The sequence below is a fragment of the Peribacillus sp. YIM B13472 genome (assembly GCF_042788005.1).
Taxonomy (GTDB): Bacteria; Bacillota; Bacilli; order Bacillales; family DSM-1321; genus Peribacillus; species Peribacillus simplex_E.
The window spans coordinates 1-21,074 of sequence record NZ_JBHZPG010000041.1 but is presented as its reverse complement, the minus strand read 5'-3'; the positions used below and the strand labels follow the sequence as shown (position 1 = coordinate 21,074).

Sequence of the window (21,074 nt, the reverse complement as noted above, 5' to 3'; positions counted from 1 at the left end):
ACACGCACATTGGTGTTAAAATAAGGAAAAATAAAAAGGGATATAAATGCCAATTCCTATCAAGGAGGCTTTCATGAGAAAGGTCGAGGTCGTACCATATAAGAAAGAATGGTCCAAGCTATTTCATGATGAATGCCAAAAATTACAGGATATTTTCGGGCTTGAATTGATATAGTTATACCATATTGGCAGTACAGCCATCCCGGCAATCCATGCCAAGCCAGTAATAGATATTTTGGCAGTGGTAAAAGATGTGGAATGTGTGGCTGATTTTAATAAAGAGATTGAAGAGATAGGGTATGATGCCAGGGGGGAGAACGGAATCTCTGGACGGCGGTTTTTTCGTAAAGGCGGGGATGAGAGGACTCACCATATTCACATGTTTAAAAAAGGACATGAAGAAATAGCCAAACACCTCGCTTTTCGGGATTATTTGCTGGCACACCCTGAGGAAGCACAAGAGTATAGCAGGCTGAAGCAGCGTTTGGCAGCGGAATTCCCAGATGATATCAAAGGATATGTAAACGGGAAAAATGATTTCATGAAAAAGAGTGATGAAAGAGCGAAACATTGGGCGGCGTCCTTGAATGAGGGGAATCATCATGTTAATGAAGTGGATTAAATGCCGAGTGAATGAGGAAAACAAGCGTTCATTCTCAAAAGCACAAGAGGGATGGGGAGAATTGCGCCATTGTTCTGGTTTCATGGGACAAAGCGGAGGGTGGAATAGACATGAACCCTATGAAGCAGGCATTCTCTCCGTTTGGAAAGATCTTAAATCTTATCAAGGTTTCATGCAGCATCAACATGATGAAATATTCGTGAAGAGTGACCAAGGAAGTACATATATAAATATTTCTGTCGATATATACGAGAAAATATTCAATATAGGAACAACAGACATTACGGATTTTTTTGGCAAGGGGAATTTACTTCGAGTGGATGACTGTTCTGTTGAAAATGATAAACAAGCCGGATTTGAGCAGGTGCAAAAGGACATATGGAACAAAGGGATGACACCGGGCATGCTGTCTGGTGCAATCGGAAAAAGGCAATCCGGGAGATATCTGGCTGCCTCATTATGGGACAATGAATATTCACATCAACGGTATGTGGATAAGGAATTGGCTGCCCTGATAAAGGAATCGGGAGTGAATACAGGAAGTTTATTTGAATTGCATCCAAAATGGGAGGTCATTTAGAATCAAATATTATCAATCTATCAATTTTGGATAATCAATAGCGTCCAGTGGAATGTAAGAATGATCACATTTCAGCGCTCCAAATATATTTTACAGAAGGTGATTACAAATGAAACTAGATTATGATTCACAGTACATCAGGGGCATCTACCTGAATAGAGACCGAATATCTTCGTATGCCCATTTCCCTCTTGACCTGCCGGTTATCAAGCACCTTCATGAAGTGGCTTTTCATCCCAGTGTTACCTATGTTATCGGTGAAAATGGAATGGGAAAGTCCACTTTGCTTGAAGGTATTGCGATTGCATATGGCTTCAATCCGGAAGGCGGAACGTTGAATTTCAATTTTTCCAATTATGATTCACATTCCAATTTGGACGAATACCTCCGTTTGAAAAAGGGCGTGTACAAACCAAAGGATCATTTTTTCTTTAGGGCGGAAACCTTTTACAATTTAGCTACGAATATAGAGGAATTGGACAGGGAGGCATCGTTCGGGTCGAAAATCATCGATTCCTTCGGTGGAAAATCACTTCACCAGCAATCTCATGGGGAATCGTTTTTTTCAGCTTTTGTAGAACGATTTCAAGGCAATGGATTGTATATCCTCGATGAGCCTGAAGCTGCTTTGTCGCCATTGAGACAAATATCGATGCTGGCCAGGATAAATGAGCTTGTTCAACAAGGTTCCCAATTCATCATTTCCACCCATTCCCCGATCATCATGGCCTATCCGGATGCTAAAATCCTCCAAATTTCAGATGAGGGAATGAGTGAGGTGACTTTAGAGGAGTCCAATCACTATTTGCTAATGAAACAGTTTTTTGAAGATAAAGATCGGCTGCTGCATCATCTTTTCGAATGAGATTCTAGCATCTCCTTTAAAAAAACCCCGACTGCACTGCGCATTCGGGGTTTTCATTTTGTTGAAATTCATTATTGACAGTTTAAGTGTATTACGGGTATAGTACATCTATAAGGTGTATGAACCACTTAGTACATACACGTAAGACACTATGCATATCTTTTTTAATAAATAGGGGGTGGTTTTAATGAACGTAAATACCCGGGAACCGGTATATCTGCAAGTCGTTAGGCATTTTAAAGAACAAATAGCCATAGGCAAATTCGTGGCCGGACAGGAAATTCCCTCCCGAAGAGAACTGGCGGCTTCACTGAACATAAATCCTAATACTGCCCAAAAAGCGTATAAAGAAATGGAGGAACAGGGCTTGATTCATACTGAACGAAATTTCCCCAGTCAAATCACGACGAATGAAACGATTTTACAGGCTGTGAGGCAGGAATTGATTTTGGCAGCCGTCGATACGTTTGTCGATGCGATTCGTCCGATTAATGTACCAGTTGATGAATTGCTTCGTGTGGTTAAAGAAAAATACTCGGAAGAAATAAGGGAGGAGGAAGAAAAATGATAGAAGTAAAAAAGATCTCCAAGAATTATGGCCGGAAAAAGATCTTGGATAGTGTTTCATTTACAGCCAATAAAGGGGAAGTCACCTGCCTGATCGGAATAAATGGTGTCGGTAAAACGACTACACTCAAAGCGATCATGGGATTGACGCCATATAAAGGTGAAATCCTGATCGATGGTCAAAAGATGACTAAGGATAGTTATGAAAAAATCACCTTCATTCCGGACGCACCGACCATGCTTCCGCAAATGACCATTAAACAGGCCATGGTTTTCATGTCGGATTTCTATACGTCCTGGAATCCGGAAAGAGCTAACCAACTGATGGGGTTTTTCAAGCTTAAAGAGGAAAATCGCATTTCGGAATTGTCAAAAGGGAATACAGCTAAGCTCAACCTGATGCTTGGTCTGTCCCTTGACGTGGATTATGTACTGATGGACGAACCATTTTCGGGAATCGATATATTTAGCCGCGAGCAAATTGCCGATGTCTTTGCGAGCCACCTAATTGAAGATAGGGGAGTCATCATCACGACCCATGAAATCGGTGATATTGAACATTTAATCGATAAGGTCATTTTATTGGATAACGGTACCGTACTTAAAGAGTTCAATACAGAAGAAATGCGGGAAGAGGAAGGAAAATCGGTAGTCGATGTAATGAGAGAGGTGTATCAAGCATGATGCGATATATAAAACTAGTGAACTTTGAAATCAATCGTTTCAGTAAAATCTATCTTAGCTTATTGTTGATCACCTTGGTTTCGCAATTTGCAGGAGTGATCATCGTAACGAAGAGTCTTCTTAAAGATGCCAGGGAGACCATTTCAAATGAAAAACTATCGGAAGCCGCTTATATTGCAAATTATGGAGGCATTGATTTTACCCATATCGCCAATACCCTCTTGTTTGTAGGACCGATTGCGCTGAGTGCGGTTGCCCTTATTTTTTATATTTTCCTTATTTGGTACCGTGATTGGTTTGGAAAAAATACATTCATTTATCGCATATTGATGTTACCGACATCCAGATTATCGATCTACCTTTCCAAAGCTACGGCCATCTTCCTGATGGTATTAGGTTTGATTGCTTTCCAGATCATCATTTTACCAATGGAGAATGCCCTGTTTCATTCAAATGTGCCGGAAGCGCTCTTGAATGAAATATCAATATCCACCATCACGAAAGCCAGTCAGGTTTTGGCATTGATCATCCCAAGCACGTTCACGCAATTCCTGCTTTCCTATGGCATTGGACTTATGATCATGTCGATATTATTCACAGCGATCATGTTTGAAAGAAGTTTCCGCATAAAAGGAGTCGTAATGGGCTTGGTGTATTGCGGAATCGCTATAGCGTTGTTTTTAGCTCCATTTTTCGTAATGGCGTTTGGGGATTTCTATTTTTACCCTAATGAATTATTTGGCCTGCTGCTCGCATTAGGTATCATTTTGACAGGATTATCGGTTTGGCTTGGTGCCTGGTTATTGAAAAATCGCGTGACCGTATAACAACAACTTTAAAGGAGTGAACAAGGTGAAACGTTATTTATGCAGCATCATTATTGGAATGGTTGTCATCTTAAGCATCGGGACCTATTATGTCAAATTTTCCTCCGCTTCCAGCCTTCCAAAGTATACGTTCAAGACACTGGAAGGCAGTGATAAAGAGCTTGATCCGGTAATCATAAATGCTACGCTTGAAAATGGTTCTTTTTATGAACCATTAACATTTGAATCCAATACAACCACATATGCCAGTGAAAGGTCTTACTTGGAGAACTTAAATGGAAGACAAGATCATCAAATTGAAAGATTAATAAAAGAACATCGTTCGTTTATGCGTGGCAAGGATTCCATAAGTTCTTTATATGAAGACGATGATTTTCTCGCTTACGCTTGGGTGAATAGCGAAATTACGAATAACGGGAAAATGGAAGCGGAGTTTGATATCGGTTTACTGGAGAAGAAGGACGAAGAAGAAACTTCTTTCCAAATCGAGCTTCCGAATCAAGAGAGAATCATGAATACTGATGTCAGGGATGTGCAGTTGGTCCATTCAAAACTACAGGTTTTAACGATGAATGATGTGAATGTTAACAATGAGAAGCAGACGAAAGAGGTTCATCTGTATACGATCGATGTAGCCAATAAAAAAGTCTTGAGCGATAAAACCCTTGTATCTGAAACCTTTACTTACCCTAATCAAGTTGATTTCGAGATGCCAACTGATGTTGCTCCCTCCCAGCCAAATAACATGGTATTCATTTCGGTAATTAAAGGGGTAAATCATGAGGATGGCTTTAAGGAAAAACTAAAGGAAAGCAAGCTTTTATCTTATAATTATGAAACGGAAAAATTAGAAACGGTTAAAAAAGGATCGCTTAGCTTGGACATGGAAAGATCAGGATATGCAGACAGAAAAAACCTTTATTTAGTTGAAACGAAATCAGGTAAATATCGCATTAAAACATTTGACCTCAGCAGTCAAACGTTAACGAATGATACGGAGCTGGATTTAGCCGTTAATAAAAAGGAACATTTCGCTGCCATTAAGAACGGGCGTGTGTACCTCCTATTAGGCAACGAAGTGGATCAAGACTCTTTAACTTACAAGCCTGTCCAACTTCTAATTGCCGATTTAACGACTGGAAAGACTTTATATAAAGGTGAAACAGTCATAAATAAAAAGAACAGCAAAAGTTTTGGACTTTTTATCAATGACTTGGAAGTAAAGTAAATACCTACTATCTATAAAAGCTTTAAATGAAAAAGGGATATCCCCCAATGGGATATCCCTTTTTTTTATCATTTAAATGGAAGCCAGGTTCGTTCTGGCTGCACGTTCCTTCTTGCCGTGCAAGAAGTAGTAAAGGACGGAGGTTGCGATGACCACAATGCCCAGGATGACATAAAGTGTGCTGTAACCTGTTAATGGAATGATGAATCCCAGAATATAAGGGCCGAATCCAAGTCCTGCATCAAGCATGATAAAGAAGGTGGATGTTGCCATCCCCATTCGGTGAGGCGGTGTCAGTTTAACGGCAATCGCCTGCGAGCTTGATTGCATATTACCGAATCCGAGGCCAATGAGGAAACCAGCTGCCAGTAAAGTGAAACTATTTGTTGTCATACTTAGAAGCAGCAAGCCGACTCCGAAAATAATGAAAGCCGGATACATAATGAAATTCGATCCTTTCCGGTCCATCAATGGTCCTGAAAAAGGACGTGATAACAATACGGCTACTGCGTAAACGACAAAGAAGAAGCTTGCCGTATTGACCAGATCAATTTCAATGGCATAAAAACTGATGAAAGAGAGGACACTGGAATAACAGAATGCCAATAATAGAGTGATGATTGAGATGGGCAGTGCCTTAGGTTCGATGAAATTGGAAAGCTTGAATCCTTTGCTTTCCGTAACTTTAGCCGTCACTTTCAATGCCGGGACATACAGGAAGAATGCTGTAATCAGGGAGATCACCCCTAAAGCCAGGCAGAAACTGAAAATCACTTGGAAGCTTGTATGTTGAGCCATATACAGACCGATGAAAGGACCGATTGCCGTCGCAAGTGTCGCACTCATGCTGTAATAGCCGATGCCTTCTCCCTTTCGAGTTGCCGGGATGATCTGGGCGACGATCGTTCCTGTCGCAGTACTCGCCATCCCCATCGCCATCCCATGGATCAGGCGGTTAACAAGCAGGAAGCCAATTCCAAGGTCCACAAAATATAGAAGTGTTGTCAAAGTGAAAAAGATCAAACCGATGAATAATGTTTTCTTGCGGCCAATTGAATCAATGAAACGGCCAATGAACAGACGTCCGATTAACGTCCCGATAATAAAAATACCCGATATGAGTCCGGCTTCGCTTGTAGAAGCATCCAATTCATTAACAGCATAGATGGCAAGTGTGACCATCAGTAAATAAAAGATTAATGTTATGAAAAAATTGATGGACGAAACGATGACAAAGTCCTTCGTCCACAGTCTGGCTCTGGATTGTTCCATTTTATTATCTCCTTACTTTATAATATTATTTCTTATTTCGCCCATGATACGTATGGCTGCAAGTTGTTCCTCTTCCGTGATTCCTTTCAAGATATCCTGTTCGTATTGATCGATTGTCACGCGGACTTCGCTGTATATCTTTTTGCCAAGCTCCGTAAGCCGCATTCTTTTCTCGCGTTTATCTTTGCTGGGCACATGCTCGACATACCCCAGTTCTTCCAAGCGGGCAATGGTCCTCGTAATCGTTGGTTTTTCCACACTTTGATAATTGGCAAGCTCTACAAGCGTTGCCGAATCATAATTGAATAAGAAATGTAAAATGGACCATTGCGCCCTGTGTAAATCATGCTTACCCAGCTGGATATTAAGATTATTTTCAAACGGACGGTACAGCAGCAAAAATTGCTGAAAGAACTTTTGGTAAGTCTCTATCAGAAACACCCCTTATACATAATATATAGTTACCCTTAGTAATTGTTACCCTCGGTAACTATAATAACAAAACAAATCCATTCTGTCCACTCGGATTTGAAGTGTTTAAAAGAACCAACCCCTCATGAGTAACGCCCATTTACGAGTAAAGCGCCGAAATTCACGAGTAAAAGGCCGAAATTCACGAGTAAAATAGCAGAATTCACGAGTAAAAGGCCGAAATTTACGAGTAAAACGTCTAAACTCACGAGTAACGCGCCAAATCCACGAGTGAAAGCCTCAAACTCACGAGTAAAACACCAAAAAGCGATCATAAAGGTAGATGACAGGTGCTAAAGGGATTTCATCATCATATTGAGCTGCTTGTTTCAAATTTAAAGAGGACCATTGTTTTGGGGCTGTTTTTAGGACGAGATGTGCTCTGTGCTATTTCAAGAGAGGGGAAGCGGGAAGAGTTGGAGATTGGGTGAGATGTACATGTTTTTGTACAAGCTTGAAACAAGGTTTCTTGACTAAGGGGAAGAGGAGTTCCACCCTTTATGCCGCTAAGCATCCATTTGCCGGTATCCTCTATATTTCGGAGATCGGATGAAGGTCGAGCTCGTGGCCCCTTAATCATCATACATAATAGTTGGCATAGCTATATTGGCCGTTATGTCCATCTTTACCTTTCTCGGGCTGTTCGTGTTCTGGGCCAAGTGAAAAGGCATCGATCAATATGAATGCACCGAAAACTTGGGTCCAGCTGCCTAGTAAAAGAATTTGTTCTCCCATTCGTTGTTTTTCATTTAAAATGAAAATATTTCCAATAGATTCCAAAAAAGAACCTGCTGCAATGAGGCCATTTCCCTTAATCTCAAAAGAGCGTGAAATAGACTCCTCCGTCAGTGATGCCCCGAATGCTTCAAAAGCGGCACCTAGCCCTTGGACTCCACTGCCGATTGCATCGGTTCTGGTGCCCTCCTCCTCTGAACCACTCAACTGCATATCTATTCCAACTGCATTTGCAGTATTGCCAATAGCCTCAAGCCAAGCACCGAATATGAAATAGGTTTCCACACTTTCATTTTCCGGGTTCAGCATTTTTGAACGGCCGATTGCCTGCAGCGAATTTCCAACGGCTTCAATGCCATTCCCTTTGAGGACCAGATCTTTTCCGAGGTTAGTGCCCGTTAAAGTTTGCCGGGTTTGCCCGATTGCACCTACAAGTGTGCCGATGCCAAGTAACCATGCTCCTGAAATAAGGAGGTCATCTCTATGAGTGATCATATCTCAAACGCTCCTTAAAAGTGGTTAGATTATATTATTCAGGAAACAGTGTTTGTTTACTTATTGCTTTAACCGGCATTTTTAAATATAAACCATTTTTTGGTATAATGGCAGCTGGAGGAGATGAGATTGACTTTTAACAATTTATTGCAAATGATTATCGCTGCACTTTTCTTTATGGGTTTTACGTTCTGTACCTGGTATGAAGGCAGCGAAATTCTGGATAGGCCTTTGGAATGGAAGTATTCCACGCATTTCACAAAAGTAGATGATGATCAGGCGTTGGATGCAAATGATATTTCGAATTTCGACCATTTCGTGTATGCCGCAAAATTCAAACCGTTATTTCCATTTTTTATGGTCCTTGCCGCATCTTACTTAATCATACTTACGGGATATATCCTATTTAAAAGAAGTATTAAAAAAATGGCGCTATTCTTGTTGGGATTGGGTGTCCTTTTTCTGCTTTCAACTGGTTTTGTATCCAATTCCCCGACTGTTGGAGGTAATATCTTTACAGCATTTTTTCTGATAGGCGGAATGATAGCCATAATAGGTGCAGCTCTATATTATTTCCGGATGCCAACAGGATTACATACTGAAGTTTAAAGTTACAAGGCTGCCGATGAGGCAGCTTTTTTTTTGCTAATGTTGATGGAAGATGACACAAAATAACGAAAAATAATAGTCATTTTCGCGAAATTCTTAGATTGAACTTCACTGAAATATAGCTTATATTTAAGTCGAATTAGAGTAGACCGGTTGCTATTACCAGCTGTGGGCCCATATCGGTTTAAACCTTTAAAAAATAAATCATACCGTTTCCGGTAAAGAAGTGTGATGCAGTTGGAAAAAAATTATCCAGTGATTGAAGAATAAAGTGAAAAGGTGATAATATGTCAGGCAAAATCAGAATTGAACAGCCAAAGATCCCTCAAGACTTAACTCAAGCGAACTTTCAGGAAATATATTATCAAGATGAGCCTTATCTTGAGTCCTGTATTATAACCAATTGTACGATCGATAGAGAAAAGATGGACAAAATCGTATTATCACAGGTTGTTTTTAAAAATGTGACATTCAGCGATGTATCGTTCAGGAATATCGAGTTGACGGATGTCACTTTTGACCATTGCGATTTGACGAATGCCGATTTCATGGGCGGCTCGATTCATCGGGTGGAATTCAAAGAGTCCAAACTATTAGGCATTAACCTGTCTGACGCGAGTTTAGGGAATGTCTACTTTGAGAATTGTAACTTGAATTTAAGTGCTTTTGGTTATTCCAGTTTAAAGCAAGTGAAGTTCGATCATTGCTCATTGGAAAGTGCTGATTTTTATGAGTGTAAATTCATCAAAGTGAAGTTCGAAACATGTAGATTAAATGAAGTGAACTTTTCCCGGACACCGCTCAAAGGAATCGATATTAGCAGTTCTACATTTCAAAGGCTTACCGTATCCCTGGAAGATTTAAATGGATGCGAAGTTTCCCCGGACCAAGCGATAGGCTTTGCAGCCATGCTGGGCCTGAAAATTAAAGAGTGAATCTTTTAAGGTGAAAAAATGACTCAATGGACCTGAAACGAGGGACCACCGAATTTGGTGGTCCTTTTTTGAGTTGGCTTATCGCTAATTGTTGGCGATTTGTAGCGAAAATGGGTAGCGTGTATATGAATATATGATTTTGAAAAGTACGGAATGTTTGCATAAATTCAGGATTACTTTACAATATTTGTTAGTTGGAAGGGGGATTGAACGTTGATTATCAATAAGGTCACTTTGTATAGTCATGCATGGGATGAAATGCGGAATTTTTATGTTGATGTGTTAGGATTTGAGTTACTATCGCAAACTGATGATGTTTTTGAAATTAAGGCAGGGGAAAGTGTGCTAGAAATCAAAAAATATCATCACAAAGAAAAGCCTTTTTACCATTTTGCCATGAACATACCGACCAATTTATTTACTTCGGCAAAAGCTTGGGCGAAATCAAAAGTGGAATTGACTAGAGAAGATGGGGATGACGAAGTTTATTTCAGCTTTTCTGATGCGCATGCTTTTTATTTTTTAGACCCTTCAGGCAACATTGTCGAGTTCATATCGAGATATTCCGTATCACCCAAATCCGAGGCTAAGTATTTTTCAGCTCAAAACGTCCTGTGCATCAGTGAAATAAACATTACGACAGATGAAGTCAGGGATTTGGGAAATAAGTTGATCAGTAATGGTGTACCTGTAAGGAATGGTGAAGCGATAAGTGATAATGGATTAAATTTCATGGGGGAACATGAAGCAGGTTCGTTTTTACTTTTAGGTCCAAGGAAACGGCGGTGGATTTTTTCGAATAAAGAGTCGGAAATCTTTCCGCTTTCGATAGTCATAAATCAGCAACTGGATATTTCAATGGATGGCAAAGGATTTATGGAATTAAAACCAGTCAAGCATAATCAGCCAAATAGTGGAAAGAATTGCTGTTAAGATAACGGAGGTTAGGCATTACCCCTATATATCTTTGGCTCATTAAGTTTAACTATAGCATTGAACGAGACTTTAAAATAACATGTATCAAATGTTTCCCCACTTTTAGCCTCAGAAATATGATTTAGGAACAGCACATAGAATAGTATAGAAATACTGCGGCTAATGCTGGACATGGAGGGGATGTATTTATATGAGTACCAGAATAATCCGGCAGCTGATAAGGTCAAGGCAACAGGAATTAGTCGAACTTGCTGCTTCATTTATTCGAATTCCATCTGAAAACCCATCGCCCGAGTTTAAGAAGCGGTCAGCAGAAATGGGACGCCATATTAGCCGATACCTAGCAGCAAAAGGGTTCTTGATTACCGAGCACCGCCGTAGCGAAAATGCGTTGGTTACCGTGGTCTGTGATGCTCCCTTAACCAGGGTACCTGGTCCACGGCTTCTATTTTGTGGACATACAGATGTCGTACCTGCTGGCGATTGTTCACATTGGACCTTCGATCCTTTCTCAGGAGAAATCAGAGCGGGTATGCTTTTGGGTAGGGGAGCCTCCGATATGAAAGGAGGCTTGGCATCACTGGTTTTTGTGGCTGGACTACTTCAGGAGTTCGCCCCCGCTCTTAATTTGAAAGGTAGCCTAGGAGTTATTGCCTCTCCGGATGAAGAGACTGGCGGCATTGAGGTGGCCTCGCTCCTGGAACAAGGATTGATTAAGGGTGATGCTTGTCTGATTGGTGAACCAACGGACCCCCACCATCCGAATGCCGGCGAAAAGGGCAAGGCATGGATGCAGGTGATCATACCAGGTCAGGCAGATCATGGCAGCCTACAACCGCTTTATGGAATCTCCGCCATACGAAGAGGGGCAGCCGCGGTCGAAGCACTAACCAAGCTATGGGAGCTCAAGGCGACGCCTCCGGCAGAGCCTTGTCAACTTTTGTACAATACTGAGTGGCTCCTCTCCCAGTATCCAGGAAATCCCTTATTGTCACAGTTACTTTATCGTCCCTCTTACAATCCAGGTGTAACCCAGGGCGGAACAAATGTGAATGTCGTCGCAGACAAGTGTATCATTAAAGTGGATACCCGGGTTCCATTCGGTATGAAGTCCGAGTTTGTACTTGATGTCGCAAGGAATCTTGTTAGTGCTGTAGCGCCAGGTGCGGTTGTAGAGCCTATAGTACCCTGTACTAACCCGAACTGGACCTTAGAGAATCGTCCAATTGTAAGGGCCATAGAACTGGGAATTCAACGTGTCCTTGGAATGGAGGAACCCGTCTTCAGCTTACTTTTGCTTGGTTCAAGTGATGCCAGTCACTTCCGGCGCCATGGCATTGACACCGTCCTTTATGGTCCTGGGCAGGAACAAACTATCCATGGGTACGATGAGCGGGTTTCAGTGGAGAACTTAGTGGAATCTGCCGAGATATATGCAGAGACGGCAGTCAAGTATCTTAGGTCTTTTTAAATCTATTTTCATTAAACTTTATGCAGGGTATACTGCACGTGCTACTGCTAATGTTCTCTTTCAAGGTGTATTTGGTGGTGGTTATGGGTGGGGATATTTTATATACTCGATGGTATTAATTCTTTAGCTAAACTAAATATTTATAGTGTGTTTTGATCAAGCTTTAAATTTACATGAAGACCAAAAGCTAAAAAAAGCTTTGGAGCAGAAAAACCGCTTCAGGCTTTTTTCAGTTTTGTGGCCAAAGAGGTTCCTAAGTGACACCCCTAACCATGAGGAGCGGACGGATCGAAAAAAGTGCGTTAACGAATGAAAAAACTTAAACAAGACCTGGTTGTACTGCCAAGCCATTTTTTCGGAGAAGAAGCGTTGGTGAAAATAGAAGAAACCGGTACGGATGAGCAAAAAAGGATGGCAAAACTTCTATTTGAGGGGACTATGGAAAAACAGCAAATGGCTGAATTCAGTATAGTCATGGAACAGCTCTATTTTTATTCATCAAGGGGAAAAGTAAGGAACTGAAGCGGAAAAAGAGATAATGCGAGAGAAGAAATCGAATTTTAATTTGAAAGCGGCTAATGTAGGGGCCAAATTTTTAAAAACATTTAACTTAGTGGACCAGCTAAATCAAATAACGTGTCCAACATTAGTGGCAGGAGGCCGTAACGAATGGATCACTCCAGTAGAGGCATCCATTCTCATCGCCGAAAAGATTCCTGACAGTGAATTGATTATTTTTGAAAAATACTGTCATTATCTTTTCATTGATGAAAATAGGGAGTCCATTTCAAGGATTTCCTCTTTCATAAAAGAGAGAATAGGACTCCAAGAAAATGCGGCTTTGCCTAAGTTACATTAAGCGGCAAGAGTTAGATGGATCCAGGATAAACCGTTTGTGCTGTAAAGGAATTAATTATATATTAATCCTTGAGTACATTAATTCTTGGATTAAAGTATGATGAAAAGAAAGCCCGGAGGAGACGATCATGAAAAATATCAATACTGAACAAGAATACCGTGAACAAATCAATCAAGAGGGACTGACGGTCGGGATTTTTACGACGACATGGTGTCCGGACTGCAAACGTTTAGACATGTTCATCGATGAAATCACTCAAGAACATCAAGACAAACAGTGGTTTACAATCGATCGTGACGAGTTCCCTGAGATTTCTGACGAGCAAACGGTAATGGGAATTCCATCACTATTAGTATTTAAGAATGGGGAAAAGGTTGCACATCTGCACAGTGCAAATGCTAAAACTCCGGAAGCGGTCAATGAATTTCTAAATGACCTATAAAAAACCTTGAAAGGTGAACCCCGCATGACGCTGTCATAAGGGGTTCACCTTTTTTTAGAAATTTTTCTAGAATTAACTTGATTTCTAAGATGAAACGGGTTTTAATTATAGATACCGAATATCCATTATGGACATCGAACATCCACATACATACTGAAAGAGGTGAACTGATTTGCAATTAACAAAAGGGGTCGAGCAAGCTATATGCATCATTGTTATCCTGTCTACCCAGGATAAAAGTGTACCGCTTTCGTCTAATGAGATCAGCAGGCGATTGGAGGTTTCTCCTTCTTATTTGAAAAAAATCATAAGGAAATTGGTCGTTAAGCAGATAATCACTTCCGTTCCTGGTAATAATGGCGGCCTTACTCTTGCCAAAAGTGTAGATAAGATTAAAAACCTTGAAATTATTGAGGCGATGGAAGGCCCCATTTCGATGTTTCCGGATACGGGACTTATAGAAAAAGCGTTTAAAGATGGAGAGTATGCAGAGAAGGGGATGGACGTCCTTCGTCGGATGTTTTCCCGGGCGGATCAACTTTTGATAGAGTTCTTTTCCAGCCAAACAGTGGCAGATTTGCTGAAAGAAAGCTTTAGCACCACGGACATACCGACTCTTAATTGGAATTCAACGTCATTGAGTGATGTACTGCGTGAAAAGAAAGGTGAAAAGAAGTGAACATGCTTAAACAAGAATGGAAGCTTTTCCTTACAAATCGAAAACTGGTCGGTGTCGCAATCGTTTTACTGTTCGTCCCGATTATTTATGGGGGGTTATTTCTTAGTTCCGCTTGGAATCCATACGGAAATACAGGCAAATTGCCTGTTGCAGTCGTGAATAAGGATGTGAAGGCGGAATATGAGGGTAAAACCTTAACAGTTGGTAATGAGTTAATCGAGCAATTAAAGGACAATGATGATTTAGAATGGCATTTCGTAACGGAAAAAGCGGCGAAAAAGGGATTTGATGATGGTACATATTATATGGTCGTTACCATTCCGGAGGACTTTTCGAAAAATGCTGCAACCGTCATGGATGATAAGCCAAAAAAAATGAATTTGACGTATGACGTGAATCCTGGACGCAGTTTCGTTTCTGAAACGGTCGGAAAACAGGCAACGAATAATTTGAAAACGGAAATTGCCGAAAGTGTCACAAAAGAATATGCGGAAGCGATTTTCTCCCAGCTGGATGAAATCGGAGATGGATTCAATGATGCAGCAGATGGGGCATCAAAACTGGATGACGGCGCAAAAGAACTGCATGATGGAAACAAAGAAGTGACGGAAAATCTGAATAAATTAGCTTCCAGCACATTAACTTTTAAAGATGGAGCGAATAAACTTCAAATTGGCGTCGGCGAGTTTTTGGAAGGAGCCAACAAGCTGGAAAGTGGTGCGTCGGAATTAAATAAGGGAATTTCACAATATACTTCCGGTGTCGGTCAGTTGGAAAAGGGTGCGGACGAACTCGCATCAGGCACAGGGGAATTAACTAATAATAGTGAAGCACTTATACAAGGTTCTTCCCAACTTTCCACTGGGCTGGCCAAAGTGGTTCCAGGAGCGCAAACATTAAATACGGGATTGGCACAAGCGCAAACAGGCAGTGCGAATTTGAATGATGGGTTGAATCAATTATCACAAAATGCAAGCCAGCTTACGGACCAATCGACAGGAATTCCAAAATTGGCAGCAGGTCAGCAAAGTTTAAATGAGGGAATCAATAAACTGGCAGAAGGAAGTCAAGCGTTAAATGACGGCCTGAAAAAAATGGATGGCCAATTGCCCGCAGAAGAACAGCTGAGTCAACTTAAGCAAGGACTGACAAGCATTCAAAGCGGTGTAAATCAATTGCAAGAAGCGGTTCCTGCAGGGAGCAGCACGTCCGGTACCGTATCTGGCATTACTGAAGACCTCAATAACAGTCAAGCGGCCTTAACGGAACTTCAATCAACCATTGCGAATAATGGTCAGAGCACGATCAATGCCGTTCAAAACACGGAAGCATACAAAAGCATGACAAGTGAACAACAATCCGAATTAATCGGAGCCATTCAAAATGAACTTCAAAACCAGGCGGAAGCACAAAAACAAATTGCATCGACTCTTGCTGCAAGTGTATCCGACTTATCAACGCAATTAAAGGATAAAGTAATGCCTGTATTGAATGGATTAGGCCAGCTTCCAGAACAAGTGGCCAATTTAAATAATGCGGTCAATAAAGTCAATCCAAGCGCCGTTTCAGCGTTAAACGGCTATACAGCAATTAGGAACGCACTGGAAGAACAATTGATTCCTGGTGCAACCCAATTAAATGGCGGCTTGAATGAGGCTGTTGATGGCAGCAATCAATTAACGGCGGCAACACAAAGTTTAAATGAAAAGACACCAGAATTAGTGAAGGGGATCAACCAGTTAGCACAAGGCGGTTCCTCGTTGAATAATGGCCTTTCAAAACTAACTGAGGGGTCTGGTCAGTTGGTTGATGGAGTTTCACAACTTCAAGCAGGGTCAACCTCCTTTGGGAATGGCCTTGAGAAGTATGCGTTTGGTGTTAGCCAAGTTGGCGAAGGGGCAAGCAAACTTGCTAGTGGGGCCAATGAACTGAATGCCAACTCAGCTGCCTTGAACGATGGCTCATCAGCACTTGTTAAGGGCACTGAACAGTTGGCAAGCAATCTGCCTACTTTAAGCAATGGAGTCATCCAGCTTGCCGATGGGGCAGGTAAGATCAATGAAGGTTCATCAGCACTTGCTGAAGGTTCCGGTAAATTGGGTGATGGCATATCCTCACTTAAAGATGGAACGGTCGAGCTTTCCGAAAAACTCGGTGATGGAGCAGAAGAAATAAGTGAAAACAAAACAACCGATGATAATTACAGCATGATTGCTGAACCGACACAGGTTAAAGAACAAAAAAGCAGTGACGTGCCGAATTATGGTCATGCACTGGCTCCTTATGTATTGTCTCTTGGCTTATTTGTAGGAGCTATTGCCTTCAATATGGGATTCCCGACAGGCTTGCCTTCCACAAGGCCTACTTCAGGAGTGGCATGGTGGTTCAGTAAATTTACGGTCCTGTTTATCCAAGCGACGCTTTCAGCATTAGTGTTGGATGCGATCATGATTTGGGGAATGGATTTACAGGTCGAGAACATGGGGCAATTCATTGGGGTTTCCATACTGACTTCCCTTACCTTCATGTTCATCGTCACCTTCTTGACCGTAGGATTCGGAAATCCGGGTCGTTTAGTAGCGATGATATTCCTTGTATTACAGCTAGGTGCAAGCGGAGGAATGTTCCCTGTGGAACTGACCAATAACTTCTTCAGTCATGTTCACCCGTTCATACCAATGACATACTCTGTCATGGGCTTCCGTCAGGCGATGAGTACGAGCCTTGGAGCGGATGCATTGACAACGAGTATAGTGTTCCTTACTGGATGCATCATTGTCTTCAATCTACTACTATTGCTAACGATGGTCATCAGGAAGCGCAAAGAACACAATGTGGAGATGGATGCATAAACTAATGAAGAAAACCCCCGGCGCATTGCACCGGGGGTTTTCTCCATTATGATGGTTCATCCGTGTCCTTTTCTTTATCGATGACTTTCAATCCATTTTCCCCTGAATTTTCAATCACATGTTTAAGGATGGATAATTTGTTATCCCAGAATTGATCGTAAAAAGAAAGCCACTGTTTCAATTCCGCTAAAGGTTCTGGCTGAAGCCGAAAGCGTTTCTCTCTGCCTACCTTCCGGCCACTGACCAATTCAGCTTCAGAAAGGATATGAAGATGCTTGGCAATCGCTGTACGGCTCATGGAAAAGTGAGAAGTGATTTCTGAAATGGGTAAATCCCCTTCAGCAAGCAATTGCAGGACCTTTCGGCGGGTTGGGTCGGCGATAGCCTGAAATACATCATGCTTTTCTGCTGCAGACACTTAGCCCTCAACAACCTTTTTAAGTTTTGCATGAACGATCTGTTCCCAGCCATGATCCATTCTATCGCGAATCACTGAGCTTTTTTCATTCGGTTTCGGAAGAATCGTTTCAGGCTCTTTCCAACCACCATGAATAAGGGTGAACTCCGTTTTGCCGTCCAGTTCTTTTAAAATGAAGGAAATGAACCAACCGTCCGTATCCCAACTGAATGAAAGGCGATGAGGAGCATCTAACTCCGTTACCTTACAAGGAGATGGACCAAAAGGTGATTGCACATGGAACTCATGTCCCACTTTCGGTTGAAAATCATTTGGCATGAACCATGAAGCTATGCCCGCTGCAGTCGAAACTGTATCCCAAACTTGTTGGATGGGGGCTTCAAGAATGACCGTCTTCTTGATATCCTGTAGTGTATGTTGATTTTCCATACTGATTCTCCTTTTTAACTGAAAATATGAAACCAATTGGTTTTGCTTTGTTGATTATATAAAACCTTTTGGTTTCATGTCAATGATTTGTTTCAAGCGATTCCATTTTATTCATTGCAGGATGCTTATTTACCCAACTCTTCAATTTGTTTTGCCAATCCTGTTATATTATCGATTGATTTCATTATCTCTGAATCTTCCAATGCCTTAGGGTCAATTTGACCATTTTCAATATTATTCAGATATAATTCAATTCCATCTGAAAGCTGTTGATTCGAGCTGACGATCTTTTCATGGATGCCTTCAGCGATTTGGGGTGGTTCCGTTGCATTGTATTCTTCAATCTCCGTTTTCATCAATTCCAGTTCTTTTTCAAGATTTGCTCTTGCTTCGGCATTCGTGACGGCGTCCTGTGACAACGCAGGCACCTCATTGGCAAATTCCTTAACGGTACTTATATACTCCGTCGCATTATCTGCATACTCCAATGATGAATTGACTTCTTCTAAAGCTGAGCATCCGCTTAATGTAAGGATGGACAGTAGAGCAATGGTCATTATTTTTTTCATATATGCCTCCAATGTGATTTTTTATAGTAAGGATCAAATGGGCAGAAATCTCTTTTTATAAATCGCTGCAATGGAATTCAGTATGAAGCTGGGGATCTTCTTCGGAAAAAATGACTTCGAATAGAAAAGGTGAAAAGCACTTTTCAAGTCGTGCCACTGATTGCAGGATTTCACTTGCTTAAACCTTGCAACATCAATGATCTTCACCTTTTTTTCGGAAGTGATGAAGATGTTTCGTAAATGGATATCCGAAGGGTTCAATCCCTCTTTCCTTGCCAATTGCAGGGCATGGTCTATCTCAGCAATGTTTTCTTCCGTTATTGGGATTCCCAATGTTAAACATTCAAAAAGAGTGTTGCCTTCAATGTGATCTATAACCAGGTAATTTACCCCCGCATCATATAGGGTTGGATAGTATTCGATGAATTGGACGGTTTTGTATATTTCAGCTTCAACTTTAGCTGTGTGAGTATGATCCGGGAAAAACACTTTTAGTGCCTTATTGGTGGAATGTATTTTGAATACATATGCGCTTCGGCCTTTTCCGATAAGTGATAAAGATGGGTCGGCATCAAGCAATATATGCTTTTTATCATCGGAAATCTTAACGCTTTGAGCTAATTCATTATAGTTCTGCATACTTTTCACCTCTATTTTGCAATTTTTCGAATCAAAAAAGACGGTATAACCGATTATTGGTTATACCGTCTTTTAAAAATTAAAAGACCTCACCAAATAATCGGCAAGGTCTTGCAAACAACTAAAATCAGTTGCCAATAAAGCCGAGGATTCAATCCTGTACTGACGACTTTATTGTATAGCTACTCCCCTTAACAGAAGGATTCTTATAAGTTATATACAGTAATTATATAGGTTATTGCCTCGATCCGTCAAATACTAAGGATCGTGTGCTCACCCTTTATGTATATTCAGTAAATGCAGAAAGATGCTCGTCTCATAAGCATTAATTTGAGTGGTGAGAAATTATATTAATATACATTATATTCATCATTTGCTTGCCGGGTAAGCTTCGTTGCAAATGTTTCTATTTCGTTACTTAAATGTCTATTATTTTACTATTATGTTACAACCTCCTTTGTCTCCCTATAGATCTAAAGGAATATGATATATTTTAAATGAATGAGCACATATACCTATATTATTACACTGATTTTATCCGATATTTAAATAAATGTTTAAAATATAATTCTTTAGTAGGGAGAATGAGATGAAGAAATTAATTATACCAACTTTCTGTTTTGCAGTGTTGTCTACAGTTGCTTTCGAAGAAAAAATATCTGCAGCTCCACTACATGCGGAAAAGGCCAGTATTGAGGACGTCATGTTCGTACATGTAAGTTCCGGTTCGCTCAATATGAGAAAAAACGGGGCAGAGGATGCAAGAATAGTTGCAAAGCTGGCAAATGGCACACAGGTAACGGTGTATTCGGAGTCAAAAGGCTGGGCGAAGATCAAAGCCAATGGAAAAGATGGATATGTCAGTACCAAGTATTTATCGGCAACGAAGCCAGGGAGTTTAACGAAAACTTCAGTAACGATTAAAACGACAACAAAATATGTGAATGTGAGCACAGGTTCACTGAATATGCGAAAAAGCGGCAGTGATAGTGCCGGCATAGCCGCGAAGCTGACTAGGGGCACACAGGTAACGGTGTATTCGGAATCCAAAGGTTGGGCGAAAGTCAAAGCCAATGGAAAAGAAGGATATGTCAGTACCAAGTATCTATCGGCAACGAAGCCTGAAGCTGTAAAAAAAGCTGAGGCGACCGTTAAAACGACTACGAAATATGTGAATGTCAGCACGGGCTCCCTCAATATGCGAAAAAGCGGCAGTGGTAGTGCAAGCATAGTCGCAATCCTTTCAAAAGGAACGAAAGTGACGGTGTATTCGGAGTCCAAAGGCTGGGCGAAAATCAAAGCCAATGGAAAAGAAGGATATGTCAGTACCAAGTATCTATCGGCAACGAAGCCAGGAACGGTAACCAAAGCTGCGGTAACGGTTAAAACGACAACGAAATACGTGAATGTCAGCACGGGCTCCCTCAATATGCGAAAAAGTGGAAAAGCTACCGCAAGCATAGTCGCAATCCTTTCAAAAGGAACGAAAGTGACGGTGTATTCGGAATCCAATGGCTGGGCGAAAGTCAAAGCCAATGGGATGGACGGGTATGTCAGCACCAAATATCTATCGACGGCAAAGCCAGGATCGGGATCTACTGCAGTAATGCCTGAAAAAACGACGACGAAATATGTAAACGTAAGCTCTGGAACGCTCAATATGAGAAAAAGCGGGTCGGAAAGCGCGAGCATAGTCGCGAAGCTTTCAAAAGGAACGAAAGTGACGGTGTATTCGGAGTCCAATGGCTGGGCGAAAATCAAAGCCAATGGAAAAGACGGCCATGTCAGTGCCAAATATCTATCGACAACAAAGCCAGGAACGGGATCAACGGCAGTAACGCCAGAAAAAACGACGACGAAATATGTAAACGTAAGCTCTGGAACGCTCAA

Annotated in this window: 25 protein-coding genes; 17 read left to right on the top strand and 8 right to left on the bottom strand. The window is 41.3% G+C overall.

Annotated elements, in window-relative coordinates:
* The first annotated feature begins 184 nt into the window (after window positions 1–184).
* From ACFX4I_RS22945 to ACFX4I_RS22915, 7 genes are all read left to right on the top strand, one after another.
* Complete coding sequence (locus ACFX4I_RS22945; protein ID WP_377423267.1) at window positions 185–622, top strand: GrpB family protein; 438 nt, start codon at window positions 185–187, stop codon at window positions 620–622.
* Window positions 603–1,202, top strand: coding sequence for a YdbC family protein (locus tag ACFX4I_RS22940; protein ID WP_377423235.1), 600 nt, complete (start codon window positions 603–605; stop codon window positions 1,200–1,202). The genes ACFX4I_RS22945 and ACFX4I_RS22940 overlap by 20 nt, the downstream gene beginning before the upstream one ends.
* 109 nt (window positions 1,203–1,311) lie before the next feature.
* A complete protein-coding gene (locus ACFX4I_RS22935) occupies window positions 1,312–2,067 on the top strand; it encodes an AAA family ATPase (RefSeq protein ID WP_283932260.1) in 756 nt (251 codons plus the stop codon).
* 187 nt (window positions 2,068–2,254) lie between these two features.
* Window positions 2,255–2,635, top strand: a complete 381-nt coding sequence (locus tag ACFX4I_RS22930) for a GntR family transcriptional regulator (RefSeq protein WP_230304112.1) — start codon at window positions 2,255–2,257, stop codon at window positions 2,633–2,635.
* Window positions 2,632–3,318, top strand: coding sequence for an ABC transporter ATP-binding protein (locus tag ACFX4I_RS22925; RefSeq protein ID WP_377423232.1), 687 nt, complete (start codon window positions 2,632–2,634; stop codon window positions 3,316–3,318). The genes ACFX4I_RS22930 and ACFX4I_RS22925 overlap by 4 nt, the downstream gene beginning before the upstream one ends.
* Window positions 3,315–4,145, top strand: a complete 831-nt coding sequence (locus ACFX4I_RS22920) for a hypothetical protein (RefSeq protein WP_309519753.1) — start codon at window positions 3,315–3,317, stop codon at window positions 4,143–4,145. Before ACFX4I_RS22925 ends, ACFX4I_RS22920 begins: the two co-directional genes overlap by 4 nt.
* 25 nt (window positions 4,146–4,170) lie before the next feature.
* Entirely contained in the window at window positions 4,171–5,373 is a 1,203-nt protein-coding gene (locus ACFX4I_RS22915; RefSeq protein ID WP_377423229.1) for a hypothetical protein, read from the top strand.
* 72 nt (window positions 5,374–5,445) lie between these two features.
* Here ACFX4I_RS22915 and ACFX4I_RS22910 read toward each other — a convergent pair whose 3' ends face one another.
* From ACFX4I_RS22910 to ACFX4I_RS22895, 4 genes are all read right to left on the bottom strand, one after another.
* Entirely contained in the window at window positions 5,446–6,645 is a 1,200-nt protein-coding gene (locus tag ACFX4I_RS22910; RefSeq protein ID WP_377423226.1) for an MFS transporter, read from the bottom strand.
* A gap of 12 nt (window positions 6,646–6,657) precedes the next feature.
* The gene (locus tag ACFX4I_RS22905) at window positions 6,658–7,077 is read right to left on the bottom strand and encodes a MarR family winged helix-turn-helix transcriptional regulator (RefSeq protein WP_230303685.1); all 420 of its coding nucleotides are present in this window, start codon (window positions 7,075–7,077) and stop codon (window positions 6,658–6,660) included.
* A 122-nt stretch (window positions 7,078–7,199) separates the two neighbouring features.
* The gene (locus ACFX4I_RS22900; RefSeq protein WP_377423224.1) at window positions 7,200–7,391 is read right to left on the bottom strand and encodes a hypothetical protein; all 192 of its coding nucleotides are present in this window, start codon (window positions 7,389–7,391) and stop codon (window positions 7,200–7,202) included.
* A 304-nt stretch (window positions 7,392–7,695) separates the two neighbouring features.
* Window positions 7,696–8,346 (bottom strand): DUF6944 family repetitive protein, encoded by a 651-nt coding sequence (locus ACFX4I_RS22895; RefSeq protein ID WP_377423222.1) that lies wholly within the window; start codon window positions 8,344–8,346, stop codon window positions 7,696–7,698.
* Window positions 8,347–8,475: 129 nt separating this feature from the next.
* On the opposite strand from ACFX4I_RS22895, the gene ACFX4I_RS22890 reads away from it, so the two are divergent.
* From ACFX4I_RS22890 to ACFX4I_RS22850, 9 genes are all read left to right on the top strand, one after another.
* Window positions 8,476–8,955: a DUF4306 domain-containing protein gene (locus tag ACFX4I_RS22890; RefSeq protein WP_377423220.1), complete on the top strand. Its 480-nt coding sequence runs from the start codon at window positions 8,476–8,478 to the stop codon at window positions 8,953–8,955.
* A gap of 287 nt (window positions 8,956–9,242) precedes the next feature.
* Window positions 9,243–9,890: a pentapeptide repeat-containing protein gene (locus ACFX4I_RS22885; protein WP_230303679.1), complete on the top strand. Its 648-nt coding sequence runs from the start codon at window positions 9,243–9,245 to the stop codon at window positions 9,888–9,890.
* Between the two features lie 213 nt (window positions 9,891–10,103).
* Window positions 10,104–10,823: a VOC family protein gene (locus ACFX4I_RS22880; RefSeq protein WP_377423218.1), complete on the top strand. Its 720-nt coding sequence runs from the start codon at window positions 10,104–10,106 to the stop codon at window positions 10,821–10,823.
* Window positions 10,824–11,016: 193 nt separating this feature from the next.
* Window positions 11,017–12,297, top strand: a complete 1,281-nt coding sequence (locus tag ACFX4I_RS22875) for a M20 family metallopeptidase (protein ID WP_377423215.1) — start codon at window positions 11,017–11,019, stop codon at window positions 12,295–12,297.
* Window positions 12,298–12,606: 309 nt separating this feature from the next.
* On the top strand, window positions 12,607–12,819 hold the full coding sequence (locus tag ACFX4I_RS22870; RefSeq protein ID WP_377423213.1) for a hypothetical protein: 213 nt from the start codon (window positions 12,607–12,609) through the stop codon (window positions 12,817–12,819).
* A gap of 16 nt (window positions 12,820–12,835) precedes the next feature.
* Window positions 12,836–13,156 (top strand): alpha/beta fold hydrolase, encoded by a 321-nt coding sequence (locus ACFX4I_RS22865; RefSeq protein WP_377423211.1) that lies wholly within the window; start codon window positions 12,836–12,838, stop codon window positions 13,154–13,156.
* A 127-nt stretch (window positions 13,157–13,283) separates the two neighbouring features.
* On the top strand, window positions 13,284–13,598 hold the full coding sequence (locus ACFX4I_RS22860) for a thioredoxin family protein (protein ID WP_076370176.1): 315 nt from the start codon (window positions 13,284–13,286) through the stop codon (window positions 13,596–13,598).
* Between the two features lie 172 nt (window positions 13,599–13,770).
* A complete protein-coding gene (locus tag ACFX4I_RS22855) occupies window positions 13,771–14,277 on the top strand; it encodes an Rrf2 family transcriptional regulator (protein ID WP_230303674.1) in 507 nt (168 codons plus the stop codon).
* Window positions 14,278–14,279: 2 nt separating this feature from the next.
* Complete coding sequence (locus ACFX4I_RS22850) at window positions 14,280–17,129, top strand: YhgE/Pip family protein (RefSeq protein WP_377423265.1); 2,850 nt, start codon at window positions 14,280–14,282, stop codon at window positions 17,127–17,129.
* 46 nt (window positions 17,130–17,175) lie between these two features.
* Here ACFX4I_RS22850 and ACFX4I_RS22845 read toward each other — a convergent pair whose 3' ends face one another.
* The 4 genes from ACFX4I_RS22845 to ACFX4I_RS22830 form a co-directional block, all read right to left on the bottom strand.
* Entirely contained in the window at window positions 17,176–17,547 is a 372-nt protein-coding gene (locus ACFX4I_RS22845; protein WP_061465208.1) for an ArsR/SmtB family transcription factor, read from the bottom strand.
* Window positions 17,548–17,976 (bottom strand): SRPBCC family protein, encoded by a 429-nt coding sequence (locus ACFX4I_RS22840; RefSeq protein ID WP_230303673.1) that lies wholly within the window; start codon window positions 17,974–17,976, stop codon window positions 17,548–17,550.
* 125 nt (window positions 17,977–18,101) lie between these two features.
* Window positions 18,102–18,545: a DUF6376 family protein gene (locus ACFX4I_RS22835; protein ID WP_230303672.1), complete on the bottom strand. Its 444-nt coding sequence runs from the start codon at window positions 18,543–18,545 to the stop codon at window positions 18,102–18,104.
* Between the two features lie 33 nt (window positions 18,546–18,578).
* Window positions 18,579–19,184 carry a protein kinase family protein gene (locus ACFX4I_RS22830; RefSeq protein WP_377423208.1) on the bottom strand — a complete coding sequence of 202 codons (606 nt, stop codon included), beginning with the start codon at window positions 19,182–19,184 and terminating at the stop codon, window positions 18,579–18,581.
* Window positions 19,185–19,773: 589 nt separating this feature from the next.
* Between ACFX4I_RS22830 and ACFX4I_RS22825 the strand changes: the two genes are divergently transcribed.
* Window positions 19,774–21,074 (top strand): SH3 domain-containing protein (locus tag ACFX4I_RS22825; RefSeq protein WP_377423206.1); only part of this gene is annotated, 1,301 nt, incomplete at its 3' end.

Coding starts and splice junctions, on each gene's coding strand:
- ACFX4I_RS22940 (WP_377423235.1), top strand. CDS start 603: ATGTTAATGAAGTGGATTAAATGCCGAGTGAATGAGGAAAACAAGCGT.
- ACFX4I_RS22935 (WP_283932260.1), top strand. CDS start 1,312: ATGAAACTAGATTATGATTCACAGTACATCAGGGGCATCTACCTGAAT.
- ACFX4I_RS22930 (WP_230304112.1), top strand. CDS start 2,255: ATGAACGTAAATACCCGGGAACCGGTATATCTGCAAGTCGTTAGGCAT.
- ACFX4I_RS22925 (WP_377423232.1), top strand. CDS start 2,632: ATGATAGAAGTAAAAAAGATCTCCAAGAATTATGGCCGGAAAAAGATC.
- ACFX4I_RS22920 (WP_309519753.1), top strand. CDS start 3,315: ATGATGCGATATATAAAACTAGTGAACTTTGAAATCAATCGTTTCAGT.
- ACFX4I_RS22910 (WP_377423226.1), bottom strand. CDS start 6,645: ATGGAACAATCCAGAGCCAGACTGTGGACGAAGGACTTTGTCATCGTT.
- ACFX4I_RS22900 (WP_377423224.1), bottom strand. CDS start 7,391: ATGATCGCTTTTTGGTGTTTTACTCGTGAGTTTGAGGCTTTCACTCGT.
- ACFX4I_RS22895 (WP_377423222.1), bottom strand. CDS start 8,346: ATGATCACTCATAGAGATGACCTCCTTATTTCAGGAGCATGGTTACTT.
- ACFX4I_RS22885 (WP_230303679.1), top strand. CDS start 9,243: ATGTCAGGCAAAATCAGAATTGAACAGCCAAAGATCCCTCAAGACTTA.
- ACFX4I_RS22875 (WP_377423215.1), top strand. CDS start 11,017: ATGAGTACCAGAATAATCCGGCAGCTGATAAGGTCAAGGCAACAGGAA.
- ACFX4I_RS22870 (WP_377423213.1), top strand. CDS start 12,607: ATGAAAAAACTTAAACAAGACCTGGTTGTACTGCCAAGCCATTTTTTC.
- ACFX4I_RS22865 (WP_377423211.1), top strand. CDS start 12,836: ATGCGAGAGAAGAAATCGAATTTTAATTTGAAAGCGGCTAATGTAGGG.
- ACFX4I_RS22860 (WP_076370176.1), top strand. CDS start 13,284: ATGAAAAATATCAATACTGAACAAGAATACCGTGAACAAATCAATCAA.
- ACFX4I_RS22850 (WP_377423265.1), top strand. CDS start 14,280: ATGCTTAAACAAGAATGGAAGCTTTTCCTTACAAATCGAAAACTGGTC.
- ACFX4I_RS22840 (WP_230303673.1), bottom strand. CDS start 17,976: ATGGAAAATCAACATACACTACAGGATATCAAGAAGACGGTCATTCTT.
- ACFX4I_RS22835 (WP_230303672.1), bottom strand. CDS start 18,545: ATGAAAAAAATAATGACCATTGCTCTACTGTCCATCCTTACATTAAGC.
- ACFX4I_RS22830 (WP_377423208.1), bottom strand. CDS start 19,184: ATGCAGAACTATAATGAATTAGCTCAAAGCGTTAAGATTTCCGATGAT.